The following is a 15,600-nucleotide window of genomic DNA, read 5'->3' as shown; positions in this document are numbered from 1 at the left end:
CATTATTTTGCCCAGAGACTAATGTTGTACGCTGGTTCTGTAAATGCAGAAAAGGATGCTTTGCCTGTTGTTTACGCGCCGGGTTTGCCAGCGCGCACTATGGCGGTCGGTTTACCAGCTTTTATACGGCAGGAATTTACCATTCAGGGTCAGCAGAACGCGGTCGCCTTTCGGGTCTTCGATTTTGTCGACTTCCATAGAAAAATCGATGGCGCTCATGATGCCGTCGCCGAATTTCTCCTGAATCACCTCTTTCAGTGTCTCGCCGTAGACGCCGACAATTTCGTACAGCCGGTAAATCAGCGGATCGGTGGGAACGGCCTGATCCCAGATTTTGGTGGGATAAGCTGCGAGGGCATTGCTGATTTCGCTGCCCAGCCCCAGGTAGTCGCTGATCGCGGCGGCTTTATCGGCAGGCGCACTGTTCATGCCCAGACAGGCTGAGGTCAGCCAGACCGGCGACATGCCCAGGTCTTTGCCCATCTGCTCCCAGCTCAGACCCTTGCTGAGTTTGGCGGCAATGATGGTTTCCGTCATGGTGACTTTATCCATAAGTAACTCCTGCTTCTGATTAAGGCGCCCGGGCGCGTAAATGCTCCGCCAGGGTGCGTTTTCCGGCTTCAGACACCGGCAGAGGATGGTCAGCAGGGAGTTAGCAAGGCGGGTGCCATTCAGCCCAGATACTGCGGATAGAGGTGAGCGGCCGTTTCAACCACGATGGCGTGGCGGCGGGCGAGGCGTTCATGGTCGCGGTCATAGCCTCCGCCAATCACGGTCGCCAGCGGAATATGGCGGCGCAGGCAGTGACTGAGTACCAGCTCATCGCGCTGCTGTACGCCGGCCCAACTGATATCCAGATGACCCAGTTCATCGCCCTGCCAGACATCGGCGCCGGCATCGTACAGCACCAGATCGGGCTGCTGCTCATCGAGCAGACGCTGCAGTGTGCTGTCTACGATGTCCAGATAGGGCTGGTCGGTGAGGTGTTTATCGAGACCGATATCCAGATCGCTGGCGGATTTGCGGAACGGAAAGTTTTTCTCGCAGTGAATCGAGCAGGTAAAGGCCCGTGGCTCACTGGCCAGTATGGCGGCGCTGCCATCGCCCTGATGCACATCCAGATCGAAGATCAGTATTTTGCTGACTTCACCCTGTGCCAGCAGCGTCAGAGCACTGTAGGCCAGATCATTGAGCAGACAGAAACCGGAGCCAAAATCGCGGTGGGCATGGTGTGTCCCGCCGGCCAGATGGCAGGCCATGCCGTGCTGCAGCGCCAGCCGGGCGGTCAGCAGGGTGCCGTTAGGTGCTGTCAGTGTGCGGTCAATAAGGCCCTGGCTCCAGGGCAGGCCGATACGGCGCCAGGCTTTCGGGTCCAGCGACTGATCACAGAGCATGGCCAGATATTCCGGGGTATGGGCGATGCTGAGATCGCTGAGTGTGGCGGCTTCAGAGCAGAACAGGTTATTACGGCCAATCAGTCCCTGTTGCCGGCAATAGTCGTGCAGACGCACAAACTTCGACATCACAAAACGGTGCTGCTCGGGGAAGGGGCAGGAATAATTCGGGTGGTATACCAGTGGCAGCACAGCGGTTGCAGTCAGTGAGTGGATGGGGGTTCATTTTGCCGCACAAATTCAATGAACTCATCTTCTGTCAGCGGCCTGCTGAACAGATAACCCTGATATTCATAGCAGCCATGATTTTGCAGATACATTCGCTGGGCATCGTATTCGACCCCTTCGGCGATGATTTCCATTCCCAGGTTTTGCCCCATCTGGATGATGGAGTCGACAATCCGTGCCGGCTTGCTGTCATCTTCAATATCCATCACAAAAGAGCGGTCGATTTTCAGTTTGTGCAGTGGCAGATGCTGCAGGTAACTGAGGGATGAATAACCGGTGCCGAAATCGTCCAGCGCAAAGGTAAAGCCCAGACTGCTCAGCCGCTCCATTTTACTGCGGATAATATTTTTATCGCCGAGGAAAATGCTCTCGGTAATTTCCAGCTCCAGTTGTGCTGAGCAGAGAGAGTGGCTGTTGACCTGAGCGGTGACGTAATGCTCGAAATTGTCGTCCATAAACTGCGCCGGGCTGATATTCACCGCGAGGCGTCGAAAGCTGTCGGGTAACCGGTTTTCCTGTCGCCAGCGTTTCAGGACACGGCAGCTTTCCGTCAGAATCCATTGCCCCAGTGGCAGAATCAGCCGGGTTTCTTCGGCGGCACGGATAAACACATCCGGGCTGACCGGTGTGCCGCGGTTATTCCAGCGGCACAGAACCTCGGCGCCGGTGACTTCGCCACGTTGATTAAGCTGTGGCTGGAAGACCAGAGTAAATGCCTGCTGCTGGATAGCCTGATGCAGATCGTTATACAGGTTCAGCTTATCCTGCGTTTCCTGTTGCATATTCTGGGTGTAAATACTGATCCCACTGCGCCCCTGAGCTTTGGCGTGATACATGGCAGTATCAGACTGGCGGATAAGATCGGCCGCTTCATTCTGGTCGGCGGGAAATACGGCGATGCCGATACTGGCTGACAGGTGGAAGCAGTGGATATCGATATTGAATGGCTCGCGGATCGCAGCCAGCAAGCGTTCAGCACAGTCGCTGCCGTACTGCGCGGCAGCTTCCGGCGTGTCACCCAGCTCGTCAAACAGTACCAGAAATTCATCACCGCCCAGACGGGCGGTCAGATCTTCACTGCGCACCAGGTTATTCAGTCGTTCACCCATCTGCACCAGTAATTTATCGCCCACCGGATGGCCGAGAGAATCATTGATGTTTTTAAAGTGATCAAGGTCGATGAACAACACGGCACCGTATTTTCCCACACGCCGGGCATGGGCCATTTTTTTCTCAATATGCAGCAGGGCAAAGCGGCGGTTGGCCAGACGGGTAAGGGAGTCGAAATTGGCCTGATACTCGATCTGCTGTTGTTTACGTTTTACCTCAGATATATCGCGGATCAGCCACAGCAGGCCATTCACCAGAGGTTGTCCGTCATCGTTCTGACTCAGCAGCGGCGTCATGCGTGACTCGATATAAAAGTCTTCGTGACGGAACTCGGTAATTTCCATGTCCTGTGATGCCAGCGCCTGATCGCGGTGCTCGGCGATGCGCTCGGCGGCCAGCGGCTGCAGCCAGCAGGTGAACGGCTGGCCGGTGAGGTCTGCGTGCAGCGCCGGCAGCGGACTTTCCTGATTGCCATAGCGACTGCGGATAATACCGTCGTTGTCGAGCAGGAAGGCAACATCGGGAAAGGCACGGGTAAAGGCCTGATCGCGCATGTGCTGGTCACGGATCTGCTGCATCGAATGCTGCAGGTGCAGGCTGAGATTGTTGAAGGCTCCCTCCAGATGAGCAAATTCAGAGGATGAGCCGGAATGAATGGTCTGCCCCAGCTGACCGGCCTGCAGAGTGCGGGTGAACTGCACCAGTCTGTACAGCGGGCGCAGTACCTGACGCTGGACAATGCGCTGCAGGCCGAGGGTATAAAGCACCAGCAGCAGAATCAGCAGAGCAATACGCAGTCCGGTGTTTTGCAGCATCTGCTGGCGCTGGTCACTGGCGTCGTAGTGGGCAAACAGCCAGCCCTGTTGCTGCTCACGCAGTTCTCGGGTACGGAACTGCAGCGGCTGCAACCCATAAAAATGTCCGCCGCGCTGCACAAACTGGAACTGTGGATTGTCTTTGGACAAATGCAGAGCATTCAGGTCGGTTTGAAATGGCTGGCCAATGTCGGCGCGCCGGGTTGATAGCAGGACTTTGCCATCAACCAGTAACACCAGATGGCTGACATGAGGGCGTGTTGCCATGCGGCTCAGGGTTTGGTCGCTCAGGCTCCATTCCTCATCTGCCAGCTGATGCTGCAGCGTCAGGCGCAGGCCGCTCAGTTCGGCTTCCATTTTGTTCGACCAGGTGCTGCTGAACTGCTGGGTTAATGCCTGAAACAGAAAGTAGCTGAGCAATAAGGTTGCGATGCCCAGAGCAATGGCCGACCAGCTGAGCAGAATTTTGCGCAGCGACCCCTGTTTCCTGCGTAGCTTCCGTGCTTTTTTCATGATGATTCCGGCAAAAAACGGGGGTCGGTGAGCTGTTTAAGCGGTGGCGGTGCGGGCATCAGCTTCTGTTTAACCATCAGTTGAGCAAGGCCTTCTGCTGTGCGGCTTAACGGTGAACGTTTGCCGTTAAGCAGGCGTCGGTTTTCTTCTGTATCCGGTAACTCCAGACCATCAAACATGGCGCCGACCTGCTCGTCCGGCAGACGCAGACGCTGGTTCATAATGGCAAATGCAGCCTGCGGAGAAGTTTGCATCAGCTGGCGGGCCTGCATATAGCCGTCAATCAGCTCGCGTACATGCTGTGGCTGCTTCTCCAGAACAGTACGGCGGACAGCCAGCACATCGACGATCTGCCCTTTGATTGCGCTGCTGTCGAATAAGATCCGGGCGCCAGCTCTGGCCAGTTCGCTGCTGAAAGGCTCATAGGTGATCATGGCATCGATTTTTCCGCTCTGATAAGCCCTGAGCTGATCACTCAGGTTCATATGGCGGATGCGTAATGAGCCATCCGGCAAGCCGGCAAAATCCATGGCATTTTTCAGCATCAGAGCGCCAACGGCTGTGGTTTCCAGAGCAATGGTTTTGCCGCGCAGATCGCTCAGGGTCTGTATATCCGGATGCGCCATCAGCATGTCGGCGCCGGCTGATATATTAAAAACCAGTACGACGACCAGATCCTGACCTTCCTGAATCAGGGACAAAACTTCATCCAGTGTCAGAGCACCGCCTTCGAGGTGGCCCATGCGCAGGGCATCGATAACATCTGATGCCGAAGGCAATTCGACCAGCTTGATATGATGATTGTAGAAGCCCTGCTCGCGGGCCAGATAAAGAGGTTCATAGCCGGGCCATACATTGGTACCAACCCGCAATAATGGGTCTGGCGCATAGCACCCGGTTATTGAATATAAAGACAGGCAGAGAAGTACTCCCGAAATCCAACCCCGCACAGAAACTCCGCCTATTTACAAATACAGTGTTAAGCCTAGCAGTTTATGACTTTCCTGCTGCGGAAAGTGGCATATTCGTCCGTCAGGCTTCCGACCATCGGCTAATGGTTCCGTGTGCCGGAATATGATCCTCTGAAGGTTCAACTGAAGACAGGTACAGGCTATGTCAGACAAGAATAACAATAAGCGCAGTCACGCTAAGGCAGATGCAGAAACAACGCCTGCCAATGATGCCGGTTCGCGTTTTGAAAGAGTGTTTTATCGTTATCTGGCCTGGTTTCCGATTCTGGTGCTGCCGATGATGGTGTGGGACATGATGGGAACGGGTCAGTATGGGGTTGGCAGCATTGTTGCGCTGATCCATGCCGTACTGGTGTTCCGCTTTGTGCAGGTCATCAATTTGCCGGGAATCTTTAAGCGTCGTCGCCCAACAGACGCCTGAAAACCAGAGATGCCTGAAAAACAGAGATGCCTGAAAACAAAGGGCGTCTGAAAAACAGGGGACGCCTGAAACAAAACAGGCAGAAAGCGGGTAACGCTTTCTGCCTGTTGTTTTTCCGCCTGCTTTATTTCAGGTGCCAGTGATTACTGACGGATACCTTCGATAAACAGACCAATCTCAACGCTGGTAGACGCGGGTCCCAGGTTGTAATCGATACCGTAGTCAGACAGCTTCAGTGTGGTTTTACCTTCAAAACCAGCGCGGTAGCCACCCCATGGATCTTTACCTTCACCGATCATTTTCACCGGAAAACTGATCGACTTGGTGACGCCGTGCAGCGTGAAATCGCCGGTCAGAACGCCTTCGCCGGCGCCGGTGGATTTAAAACCGGTGCTCTTGAATGTGGACTGCGGGAATTTGCTGACGTCGAGGAAATCAGAACCTTTCAGGTGCTTGTCACGTTCAGCATGATTGGAATCCAGGCTGGCGGTTTCAATGGTCACTTCAATGGCTGACTTTTCCGGTGCCTTGGCATCGTATTCAAACTGACCGTCAAAAGTATTGAAACGACCCAGCAGCCAGCTGTAACCCAGATGCTGGATCTTAAACTGGATAAAGGCGTGGGCGCCCTGGGTATCAATTTTATAAGTCGCTGCCTGGGACAGGGACGGCATCAGCAATGCGGCGCTCAGGCCGGCAGCAAGCATCAGTTTTTTCATTGTTCGCTCCTTGGTTTTTTAAAGCGGTTTTGTCATTGAATCTGTTGTCGCACGGAGTGATTTAAGCGCCGGGCTTAAGCATCCGCACCAGTGTTTTGTCTTTATCCAGCCAGTGATGTTTGATCGCTGCCACAGCATGCAATCCGGCAATGAGCATCAAAGTCCAGGCCAGCGCCCAGTGAATAACACCGGCGACATCTTCCTGATTAGCGTGGGTCAGGGTGGCGGGTAACTCAAATAAGCCGAACACCTCAATGGCCCGGCCATCGGCGGTGGAAATCAGATAGCCACTGATAAACAGTGCCAGCATCAGCAGATACAGCAGAATATGCGTCAGGTGAGCAATCTTATGCTCCCAGACCTTGCTGCCCAGTGGCTTTGGCTGCGGGTTACGCAGCTTCCAGATCAGGCGCAACAGCCACGCCAGCGCCAGTATGACGCCGGCACTTTTATGCAGATCCAGCGAACCCCGGTACCAGGCGTCGTAATAGGTCAGCTCAACCATATACAGGCCGAGGCCAAACAGCCCGAAAACGGCCAGCGCCATCAGCCAGTGGAAGGCAATGCTTACCCAGCCATAGGAAGAAGAAGTGTTGCGAAGCATAAAGTCCGGCCCTGAGTACCCTTGAGAATTGATCTCGATAAGAACCCACCATAGCGGCTTTAGTTCAGCAAAAAAACACGCATAATCGGACAACTGTTGTGCAAATATGCACAACTCAGATGCATTGATGAACGGAGAATCCGATGGAAACGAGCTGGGATGATATCCGCATTGCTTATCAGGTGGCGGAGTCGGGCAGTCTGAGTCGTGCCGGTGAACGGCTGGGTATGAACCACAGCACGGTGCTGCGTCACATCAACCGGCTGGAGCAGCAACTGGGGCATAAGCTTTTTATCCGTCATCAGCGCGGTTACCGGCTGACCGATGCAGGGCAGCTGCTGCTGGAAAAAATGCATCCGATTGTCGCAGAGATGCGCCGTCTGCAGGGGACGCTGTCGACGCTGGATGCTTCACCTTCCGGTACTTTGCGTATTTCGACAGTGTCTGATTTTTCACCGTTTTTTACGCCATTGTTGCATGCGTTCCGCCAGGAATTTCCCCAGATCCGGGTGCAGATTGTTGCCACCGATGATGTGTTATCCCTGGCGCGTGGTGATGTGCATGTGGCCATCCGTATGGGCGCCGAGCCGCGCGAACCCGATCTGATTGCCCGGGCGCTGTTGCCGGTGCAGATGCACTATTGTGCTGCTGAAAGCTATATCGAGCGCCATGGTTTGCCGCGTTCGATGGCCGATATCAACCGCCATTGGTGGGCATTACCGACCGGCGAAAAGCAGCGTATATCGGGCATCAGGCAGCTGCTGGAAAAGCTCGATCCGGGCCAGATTGCCTTTCAGAGCAACAGCTTTAACGACATCCTTTCGGCGGTAAAGGAAGGCATGGGGATAGGTCCGGTTGGTGCTTTGCAGCGTCTGGCCGACAGTGTGTCAGGCCTGAAGCAGGTAGAATTCGGACTCAGTGCCGAACCGTCATTGATGTGGTTTGTGTATCACAAGGACATGCGCCGCAGTGCGCGGGTGCAGGCGCTGCAGGAGTTTATTCTGCAACGCCTGCCGGAAATTCAGCACAGGCTTGGCTGAGCGCTATCACAGCAGGTTGCTGGTTAATCCCATTTCGTTTGACATGGATGGCCACTGACGCCAGATATGTACCAGATTGCTGGCTTCCTGACGGTTCATAAAGGCTTTGAACTCCGGGCTCTGATAGGCCATCTGCGGGCCGAACAGACGTTTCACGGCAATGTCGACCAGCTGATCCAGATCGTTGGCAAAAGGTTCGCCGATCAGGGTGTGGATAATCACATTCGACAGTGTCATATCCATCGGAATCAGTGGTTGGCCGACGCGGTGAATATAGGTTTCGTTCACTTCTTCCAGCAGACGGTGGGCCAGATAGGCTTTATCCATCAGCGCAGCAAGGCCCGCTTCATGGTTGAGTGCAGCAGGAGGCGTAATAAAGAACTCGGTTGCCATGCGGATAACCGGCTGGACGTAGTGGCTTAAGCCAGCTTCCAGCGCGGCGGCCTGCAGATCGAGCAGCATCTGCGGCACGTCTTCGATATAACGGATGACAAATTCCAGTAATTTTTCAGCGGCTTCGCCTTCCGGCAGGTCAACGATGCGGGCTACCTGGTCGGCACGGGAGCTGAGGGCATTTTGCAGTTGCAGGGTAATGGCTTCATCGCTGATAGCATTGCGGATTTGCTGGTGGATAACTTCCATGGTCATGCGTTTGCCTCGTTTCCAATCTGCCGTGATTGACGTGTGGTAAAGCTATAAGTTCCGTTTTACACACGCAATGGAAAATCACGGCACAACTTAGACGGAATTGATCTAAAAATTAATTTGTTAAAAAATCTTTTAAAATCAATAGTTTACGAATCTAGTTTCTGTCGACATTGGAAAGTATAGTAAAGTTTGACGCTCTGGCCAGTCGATTCAGACAAAATTTTGTGGACGCTTCCACAGTGTCAGAAAAGTGTTAACTGCAAATAAGGCCCGGGCCAGCAGGAAGGCGTAGAACGCCCACCACAGTCCGTCATTTCCCCATTCTCTGGTCAGCCACCAGACCGGCAGAAATATCAGCAAAGCTGCAGCCAGCATAGCATTGCGCATAGCACTGCTCGCTTGTGCACCAATAAAAACACCGTCCAGCCAATAACTGGCTACCCCCACTAAAGGCAACCAGAACAGGTAGTGCTGATAGCGCTGCAGTTGTGGCAGCAACTCCGGCTGACTGGTCATCAGGCTGAGCAGATAAGGGCCTGCCAGCCACAGCAAAAGAGTCAGGGCGGCGGCCAGTCCCAGCATGTTCAGGCCGGTGAGCAGCAGCGTCTGGCGCAGTTGTCCGCTGTCGGCCTGGCCCAGACTGTGTCCGGTCAGGCTTTCGGCAGCATGGGCAAAACCATCCAGCGCATTGGATATCAGCAACAGCGCTGTAATCAGCAGGGCGTTGGTGGCCAGTGTCAGTTCGCCCATGCGCGCTCCCTGAGCGGTAAAGAAAGCAAACACCAGCAGCAGGCACAGCGTGCGCACAAACAGATGATGGTTGATGCGCAGCAGCGGACGCAGGGTTGCCAGTGGCGGGCGGATTCCCAGTGATTGCAAGCCATGGCGGCGGGCAAAATACAGCGCCGCGATTAAGCCGCTGTAATCCGCCAGCACGCTGCCCAGGGCAACCCCATCGCTGGTCATGCCGGCGTGGAATACCAGCACATAATCCAGTACGGCATTGAGGCTGTTGACCAGTGTCAGAATCAGCAGCGGAATGCGGGTTTTACCCAAACCGATAAACCAGCCGGTGAGTACATACTGCGCCAGTACCGCCGGCGCCGACAGCAGACGAATACTGAGATACTCCGCTGCGCCGCTTTGCACACTATCGCTGCCGCCCATTAACGGCAGCAGCCACGGCAGGGCAATAAACGCGGCGGTCATTACCAGCAGGCAGACCGGCAGTACCAGCCACAGAGAGTGTTGCAGGCTCTCAATAATCTGTACCTGCTGCTGTGCACCGGCGGCGCGGGCGGTTACCGCGGTGGTACCCATGCGCAGAAAACCGAAGCTCCACAACAGCAGGGTAAACAGTTGTGCGCCTATCGCTACCGCCCCCAGATGTTGTGGATCAGGCAGGTGGGCCAGTACCGCACTGTCGGCCAGACCCAGCAGCGGCACCGTAATGTTGCTGAGCATTATCGGCCAGGCCAGCATCCAGATGCGGCGTTGTGTCGCAGCCAGAGAAGGGGCTGTTGCTGCGTGGCTGGTCATTATGGCTGATATACTCCGCGTCTCAGATTTTGGGGCACTATAGGGTATAGGGGCTGGCACTAATGAAAAAAGCGATTGTACTGTTTTTACTGTTACTTGCGGCATGGCTGGCCGGTGCCGGTGTTGCTTATGCGCCGCAATGGCAACAGACGCAGCTGCTGCAGCAGGATGGCCTGATGCTGTTTCCGCGTGCGCTGGCGGTGAGCGATCAGACCTTTATTAACCAGCATGGGCAGCGGATGGCATTGAGTGAATTACAGGGACGCAATGTGCTGCTGTTTTTTGGTTATACCTTTTGCCCGGATATCTGCCCGACCACCCTCGCCGATCTCAGCCGCAGCTGGAAACAGCTGCCGGCGGATATCCGCGAACAATGGCAGGTGGTGCTGGTGTCGGTCGATCCTGAACGCGACAGTCCGCAGTCTCTGCAGCCTTATATGGCGTACTTCAATAAGAGTTTTCTGGGTTTAACCGGTAATGCCGCTGGTCTGGGCGTGCTGGCGGCAGAACTCAATGCGGTGTACGGCAAGGTGGAGCGCGGCGAAGGTGTGGCTTATCTGATGGATCACAGTGCCAATCTGGTGATTCTGGATAAACAGGGCGCTTATCGTGGCTATATCGCCCCGCCGCATTATCCACAACGTCTGGTGCCGCTGCTGCAGGCGCTTAGTGCCCGCCTTCAATAACCTGCCGTCAGTAACGGCTGATCTGCATGGGCGCAGATTGCAATGGCGGCTGTACGCGTTTGATCAGCTGCCGTAATCCGCTGTCGGCGCAGCGCCCCTGATACTCCAGCCAGTGAATGGTATTACCCGCCAGATAAACAGAGCCGGAGACGATAGCGCTGCCGGCGGTCCAGCCTCCGACAATCACCACATAGGCTGCGAGGCACACTTCGGTGCTTTGCTGACAATCCCCCAGCCCCCGTAGCAGGTTGGCATGTGTGTTCGCCTCCAGCCACTCATAGTTCAGTGCCAGCTGGCGTGATACCAGTTCGCAGCGGGCATAGCCCTGATCGAACGGCACTTTGCTGGGGTACACGGTGCAGCCGCTGAGCAGCAATACCAGCGTCAGCGCGGCAAGCTGCAGGCGGTTATCCGGTAGTTTCATCCATGACATCCATCGGGCACAGAGCCGTCAGTATGCTGAACGGCGGCTAAACCGCAGCTGAACCGCTGCGGTTCTCCTGATATCAGGCTCAGGGCGCGGTGCTTTTGCCAGCTTCGGCAGATTCTGTGGGAGGCCGGCTCAGTATGCGCTGGCTATTCAGGCTGCTGTTCAGGCTGACCATAAAATTCATGCCACTGCGGTTGCTATTCAGTTCGATGATTTGCGGTGTGCCAGAACCCGGATAGACACCACAGGTTTCGCCGGTCTGACACAGGTGGTTGTCGGCATCGATATCTGATCCGGCCAGCAGGGCGTAGCGTCCTGCCGGAATACCATAAAAGTAGTAACGGCCATCCGCTCTGGCGTAGATGCTGCGCGTGCACTCGCCGTTATCGCGCCCGGCGGCTATGCAGTCGGCATCTTCCAGCAGCACATACTGCTGGGTCATGCTGTTACTGATATCGACAGCACCGTTCTGCATATAGACCGGAATGCTCAGGCTGTAGCTGCCGGCACTGACGGTAATGGTGGCGCTGTAGTAGCCGTCGCTCAGCCCGGTACGGTCAATGCTGGCGTTGTAGCTGCCAAAGTTCTTGCTGTCGGTTGTGCCCGGGGTAATCGTCAGCCAGTCGGCATTACCGCTGACGCTGAGAGTCAGAGCTTCCTCATCACCTGCGTTCGACAGGATAAATCCCAGGCTGTTACCGGCGCCGAACACCAGCTCAGCCGGAACAGATTGCAGGGTTACCGGACGTGGCGGCAGGGTGCCGCCGCCTTCCAGCCGGAGTGCTTCACTGACCGCGCGGTAGGCATCAATCTGACCATAGCCCAGCTGGTTATCGCGGTTGCAGTTATTGGCTTTGCTGGTGATAGCGCAACTTTGTAAAAGCAACTCGACATCGGCTGCGGAGAGTGACGGGTAGGCGGATTTCATCAGCGCAATAACCCCGGCGACATGCGGGCTGGCCATGGATGTTCCTTCGAACAGGCTATAGCCGGGTTGGCGTGTGCCACTGCTGTCATCGGCAACGGTGCTGAGCACCCCATCTTTCTGGCCATCCAGATTATCGTCATTACTCAGTTCACCACCGGGAGCGGCAACGCTGATACTGCTGCCAAAGTTGGAGTAGCTGGCCGGCGCGCCCTGATAGTTGGTGGCGCTGACGGAAATCACTTCCGGGTAGGCGGCCGGGAAAAAGGGAACAGACGACGCGTCATTACCGGCGGCGGCAACAACGATCACGCCAGCATCACGGAGTTCGCTGTACAGAGCCTGTTCTGCAGCCGATGAGTTATAGCCGCCGAGGCTGAGGTTGATGATATCGGCCTTTTTGGCAGGCAGCGTGTTGCTGTCATTGCTCAGGCGTGCGGCATAACGTACAGCCTGAATGATGTCGTAGGAGGTGCCGTTATTTTTACCCAGCACCCGCAGCGGCATTATTTTCGCGTTCGGGGCGATACCGGCACCACCAATAGCGTTATTGGTTAGCGCGGCAATGGTGCCGGCAACATGGGTGCCATGCCAGGAGCTGGCGCCGGGTAACGGGCTGTCGCCCGGATCATCGGGATTGTCGTCAAGGCCATCACCATCGCGCGCACTGTCTCTGCTGGCGATAAAATCATAGCCTGCAATCCACTGACCACTCAGATCCGGATGGTCCAGAAAAACCCCGGTATCAATCACGGCCACGATGACGTCGTCGCCTTTGCTCAGATTCCAGGCCTGTGGCAGGTTAATCGCGGGGTAGTGCCACTGGTAGCGGTAACCCGGGTCGTTGGGCGTAGCCTGTGCCTTGCGGCGGATGTAATTCGGTTCGGCATACTCGATACCTTCCTGCTGGCGCAGGCGTTTGATATCCATCAGGGTCTGGCGTTTGTTGTACAGGGTTGGGCTGAATGTCAGCAGCGGGTCAGCATCGGTGCTGCCGCTGCTCAGCAGGGCGGTGTTTCGTCTGATGCTGAGCAGTTGCGGCTTATCTGAATCAGTTGCCGTTGCGTCCGAACTCAGCGTGCTCAGAGCCACAGGATTGAGCGCAGTGGTTAAGCTGGCGCTGCGGATCTGGGCGCTGAGCGTATGGCCGGCTCTGGCTTTAACAATGATTTCATCAGCCACAAAATCATCCATACCGTGGGCAGGCGCTGTGCTGCTGGCCGGCAGAATCTGCAGTACGTATTTGGATATGCCGCTCACCGCTGTCACGTTAATCAGATAGTTGCCATCTTCTGCCACTACAAGTTCTTCAATGGCGTTGTAGCTGGTAGTCATCTGCACGGGACCATCCGGGTTCCAGGCGCCGTTGTTATCGAGAGAGAACAGCCCCAGCTCCAGATCATTCAGTTGTGGGTTGTCTGCGTCAAAATCGGCAACCTGTAAACGTAATATCTGCCCTTTCTGCAGGGCGGCACGGAAGTAGTCGTCTTGATCGGCGCTGTCTGCGAAACGCTCATATTCCTGATTGCCACCGGTTTTAACGCTGGAAACGAAACCCTGTACGCTGCCACGGTTGTTCAGTTGCTGCGGCTTGGCAGGATCATCGTTACTGGCAAAAAAAGGCGCGGCTTTATCGTTGATATCGGAATCGGTAACAATGCCGCTGGCGATACTCAGGCGACCGGACAGGGAGAAAACGGGGCTCTGAGCGGAAGGGTCATTATCGTCAGTACCGGGGATAAGACTGCCTCCATCCCCACCACAGGCACTCAGGGTAAGGCTCAATAACAGGCTCAGGGAAAGGCGGGGGCTTGAGAGGCGGGTGGTCATGAATCATTCCGGCAGACATGGGATAGGCCATTCTAACGTCTAAAATAGCGTCTGTGTGCAATGAGGTTGCTGTTTTGATGCATAGGCAATGACAGCACTTTGCATTACCCTGAGATTTCAGCCGTACAGCAAAGGATTGCTTATGTCGTTAGCCCGCGTATTTACCCGCGCGCAGCTGGGTATTGATGCTCCGCCGGTCATTGTCGAGGTGCACCTGTCCAGTGGCCTGCCGTCGCTCAGTCTGGTGGGATTACCGGAAACCGCCGTTAAAGAAAGCAAAGACCGTGTGCGTTCCGCGCTGATGAATGCGCAGTTTGAATTCCCGGCCAAGCGCATCACCATCAACCTGTCTCCTGCCGATCTGCCAAAAGAAGGTGGCCGTTATGATCTGGCCATCGCGCTGGGCATTCTTGCGGCTTCCGGCCAGATTCCGGCCACCGCTCTGGATGGCCATGAATTTATCGGCGAGCTGAGTCTGGGCGGAGAACTACAGCCGGTACCCGGTGTACTGCCCTGTGCGTTGCAATGCGCGCGGGCGGATCATGTGCTGGTGCTGCCGGTTGCCAACGCCGCCGAAGCGGCACTGTGTTCGCAGGGGGAATTCCGCAGCGCCGCCAGCCTGCTGGAGGTGACCGCTTATCTGCATGGCCAACAGAGTCTGACAGCTGTAACAGCGGGCAATGCTGTCCCCGCGGGGCGTCTGCAACAGGCTGATTTAACCGATGTGCGCGGCCAGCCACAGGCGCGGCGGGCGCTGGAAATCGCCGCCGCCGGGCAGCATAACCTGCTGTTTATCGGCCCGCCGGGCACCGGCAAAACCATGCTGGCCAGCCGTCTGCCCGGCATTCTGCCACCTATGAGTGAAGAAGAAGCGCTGGTATCGGCGTCGGTGTATTCCATCAGCAGCCAGCCGTCACAATGGCAGGAGCAGTGGCGTGTAAGGCCTTTTCGTGCGCCCCACCATACCGCTTCCGGAGTGGCGCTGGTTGGTGGCGGCACAACCCCCAAACCCGGAGAAATCTCGCTGGCCCATGGCGGAGTGCTGTTTCTGGATGAGCTGCCGGAATTCAGCCGTAAAGTGCTGGATGTGCTGCGCGAACCGCTGGAAAGCGGACGTATTGTTATCAGTCGTGCCAACCGCTCCATTACCTATCCGGCGCGTTTTCAGCTGATTGCGGCGATGAACCCCTGTCCCTGTGGTTATTTTGGTGATCCGTCCGGACGCTGCCACTGCACCCAGGAGCAGATCCGCCGTTATCAGGGGCAGACCTCGGGGCCGCTGCTTGACCGCATCGACCTGCACGTTGAGGTACCGCCAATTCCCACCGCTTTACTGCAGCAGGCGCCGCCGGGCGAGAGCAGCGCCGCGGTGCAGCAACGGGTGATGGCCGCGCAGGCACTGCAGCAACAGCGCCAGGGTTGTGCCAATGCCGAACTGAATCCCACCCAGCGTGAGCAGTTCTGCGTGCTGAATGAAGACGATCAGCACTGGCTGCTGGCGGCGATTGAGCGGCTGCAGCTGTCGGCCCGGGGCTATCACCGCCTGCTGAATATTGCCCGTACTATTGCTGATCTGGATGCCCAGCCGGCTATCGGTCGCGTGCATCTTCTGGAAGCGCTGAGCTACCGCACACTCGACCGTTATCGTCAGGGGTAATATCGGGGCTTACAGATTTGTGCATTATTTGCACTGTTGTCAGTACCTGCCACACTTGATGAAACTCCAC

The 15,600-nt window shown here is 56.0% G+C and carries 14 protein-coding genes; 4 read left to right on the top strand and 10 right to left on the bottom strand.

Features of this window, described 5'->3' with window-relative positions; translation table 11 throughout:
* Nucleotides 1-111: 111 nt before the first annotated feature.
* From cynS to HUF19_RS18055, 4 genes are all read right to left on the bottom strand, one after another.
* Nucleotides 112-552, bottom strand: a complete 441-nt coding sequence (gene cynS, locus HUF19_RS18070) for a cyanase (protein WP_145467426.1) — start codon at nt 550-552, stop codon at nt 112-114.
* Between the two features lie 119 nt (nt 553-671).
* Nucleotides 672-1,586 (bottom strand): histone deacetylase family protein, encoded by a 915-nt coding sequence (locus HUF19_RS18065; RefSeq protein ID WP_260997880.1) that lies wholly within the window; start codon nt 1,584-1,586, stop codon nt 672-674.
* A gap of 11 nt (nt 1,587-1,597) precedes the next feature.
* The gene (locus HUF19_RS18060; RefSeq protein WP_260997879.1) at nt 1,598-4,060 is read right to left on the bottom strand and encodes an EAL domain-containing protein; all 2,463 of its coding nucleotides are present in this window, start codon (nt 4,058-4,060) and stop codon (nt 1,598-1,600) included.
* Nucleotides 4,057-4,932 (bottom strand): ABC transporter substrate-binding protein, encoded by an 876-nt coding sequence (locus HUF19_RS18055; protein ID WP_260997878.1) that lies wholly within the window; start codon nt 4,930-4,932, stop codon nt 4,057-4,059. The genes HUF19_RS18060 and HUF19_RS18055 overlap by 4 nt, the downstream gene beginning before the upstream one ends.
* A gap of 241 nt (nt 4,933-5,173) precedes the next feature.
* Between HUF19_RS18055 and HUF19_RS18050 the strand changes: the two genes are divergently transcribed.
* Nucleotides 5,174-5,452: a hypothetical protein gene (locus HUF19_RS18050; protein ID WP_260997877.1), complete on the top strand. Its 279-nt coding sequence runs from the start codon at nt 5,174-5,176 to the stop codon at nt 5,450-5,452.
* Between the two features lie 143 nt (nt 5,453-5,595).
* Here the strand turns inward: HUF19_RS18050 and HUF19_RS18045 are convergent, their stop codons facing one another.
* Together HUF19_RS18045 and HUF19_RS18040 are read right to left on the bottom strand one after the other, a co-directional pair.
* Nucleotides 5,596-6,171, bottom strand: coding sequence for a YceI family protein (locus HUF19_RS18045; RefSeq protein ID WP_260997876.1), 576 nt, complete (start codon nt 6,169-6,171; stop codon nt 5,596-5,598).
* Nucleotides 6,172-6,232: 61 nt separating this feature from the next.
* The gene (locus tag HUF19_RS18040; RefSeq protein ID WP_260997875.1) at nt 6,233-6,775 is read right to left on the bottom strand and encodes a cytochrome b; all 543 of its coding nucleotides are present in this window, start codon (nt 6,773-6,775) and stop codon (nt 6,233-6,235) included.
* Nucleotides 6,776-6,918: 143 nt separating this feature from the next.
* Between HUF19_RS18040 and HUF19_RS18035 the strand changes: the two genes are divergently transcribed.
* Nucleotides 6,919-7,815 carry a LysR family transcriptional regulator gene (locus HUF19_RS18035; RefSeq protein WP_260997874.1) on the top strand — a complete coding sequence of 299 codons (897 nt, stop codon included), beginning with the start codon at nt 6,919-6,921 and terminating at the stop codon, nt 7,813-7,815.
* A gap of 6 nt (nt 7,816-7,821) precedes the next feature.
* Here HUF19_RS18035 and HUF19_RS18030 read toward each other — a convergent pair whose 3' ends face one another.
* Both HUF19_RS18030 and HUF19_RS18025 read right to left on the bottom strand, forming a co-directional pair.
* A complete protein-coding gene (locus HUF19_RS18030) occupies nt 7,822-8,463 on the bottom strand; it encodes a hypothetical protein (protein ID WP_260997873.1) in 642 nt (213 codons plus the stop codon).
* Nucleotides 8,464-8,673: 210 nt separating this feature from the next.
* Nucleotides 8,674-10,002 carry an MATE family efflux transporter gene (locus HUF19_RS18025; RefSeq protein WP_260997872.1) on the bottom strand — a complete coding sequence of 443 codons (1,329 nt, stop codon included), beginning with the start codon at nt 10,000-10,002 and terminating at the stop codon, nt 8,674-8,676.
* Between the two features lie 62 nt (nt 10,003-10,064).
* On the opposite strand from HUF19_RS18025, the gene HUF19_RS18020 reads away from it, so the two are divergent.
* Nucleotides 10,065-10,688, top strand: a complete 624-nt coding sequence (locus tag HUF19_RS18020; RefSeq protein WP_260997871.1) for an SCO family protein — start codon at nt 10,065-10,067, stop codon at nt 10,686-10,688.
* Between the two features lie 7 nt (nt 10,689-10,695).
* Here the strand turns inward: HUF19_RS18020 and HUF19_RS18015 are convergent, their stop codons facing one another.
* Both HUF19_RS18015 and HUF19_RS18010 read right to left on the bottom strand, forming a co-directional pair.
* Nucleotides 10,696-11,112 carry a hypothetical protein gene (locus HUF19_RS18015; protein WP_260997870.1) on the bottom strand — a complete coding sequence of 139 codons (417 nt, stop codon included), beginning with the start codon at nt 11,110-11,112 and terminating at the stop codon, nt 10,696-10,698.
* 88 nt (nt 11,113-11,200) lie between these two features.
* Complete coding sequence (locus HUF19_RS18010; protein ID WP_260997869.1) at nt 11,201-13,873, bottom strand: S8 family serine peptidase; 2,673 nt, start codon at nt 13,871-13,873, stop codon at nt 11,201-11,203.
* A 142-nt stretch (nt 13,874-14,015) separates the two neighbouring features.
* On the opposite strand from HUF19_RS18010, the gene HUF19_RS18005 reads away from it, so the two are divergent.
* Nucleotides 14,016-15,530 (top strand): YifB family Mg chelatase-like AAA ATPase, encoded by a 1,515-nt coding sequence (locus HUF19_RS18005; protein ID WP_260997868.1) that lies wholly within the window; start codon nt 14,016-14,018, stop codon nt 15,528-15,530.
* Nucleotides 15,531-15,600: the final 70 nt, after the last annotated feature.

The organism is Thalassolituus hydrocarboniclasticus, from assembly GCF_025345565.1.
Taxonomy (GTDB): Bacteria; Pseudomonadota; Gammaproteobacteria; order Pseudomonadales; family Oceanobacteraceae; genus Venatoribacter; species Venatoribacter hydrocarboniclasticus.
This window is presented reverse-complemented; position numbering and strand designations above follow the sequence as displayed.

Coding starts and splice junctions, on each gene's coding strand:
- HUF19_RS18040 (WP_260997875.1), bottom strand. CDS start 6,775: ATGCTTCGCAACACTTCTTCTTCCTATGGCTGGGTAAGCATTGCCTTC.
- cynS (WP_145467426.1), bottom strand. CDS start 552: ATGGATAAAGTCACCATGACGGAAACCATCATTGCCGCCAAACTCAGC.
- HUF19_RS18060 (WP_260997879.1), bottom strand. CDS start 4,060: ATGAAAAAAGCACGGAAGCTACGCAGGAAACAGGGGTCGCTGCGCAAA.
- HUF19_RS18015 (WP_260997870.1), bottom strand. CDS start 11,112: ATGAAACTACCGGATAACCGCCTGCAGCTTGCCGCGCTGACGCTGGTA.
- HUF19_RS18030 (WP_260997873.1), bottom strand. CDS start 8,463: ATGACCATGGAAGTTATCCACCAGCAAATCCGCAATGCTATCAGCGAT.
- HUF19_RS18045 (WP_260997876.1), bottom strand. CDS start 6,171: ATGAAAAAACTGATGCTTGCTGCCGGCCTGAGCGCCGCATTGCTGATG.
- HUF19_RS18005 (WP_260997868.1), top strand. CDS start 14,016: ATGTCGTTAGCCCGCGTATTTACCCGCGCGCAGCTGGGTATTGATGCT.
- HUF19_RS18025 (WP_260997872.1), bottom strand. CDS start 10,002: ATGACCAGCCACGCAGCAACAGCCCCTTCTCTGGCTGCGACACAACGC.
- HUF19_RS18035 (WP_260997874.1), top strand. CDS start 6,919: ATGGAAACGAGCTGGGATGATATCCGCATTGCTTATCAGGTGGCGGAG.
- HUF19_RS18020 (WP_260997871.1), top strand. CDS start 10,065: ATGAAAAAAGCGATTGTACTGTTTTTACTGTTACTTGCGGCATGGCTG.
- HUF19_RS18050 (WP_260997877.1), top strand. CDS start 5,174: ATGTCAGACAAGAATAACAATAAGCGCAGTCACGCTAAGGCAGATGCA.
- HUF19_RS18010 (WP_260997869.1), bottom strand. CDS start 13,873: ATGACCACCCGCCTCTCAAGCCCCCGCCTTTCCCTGAGCCTGTTATTG.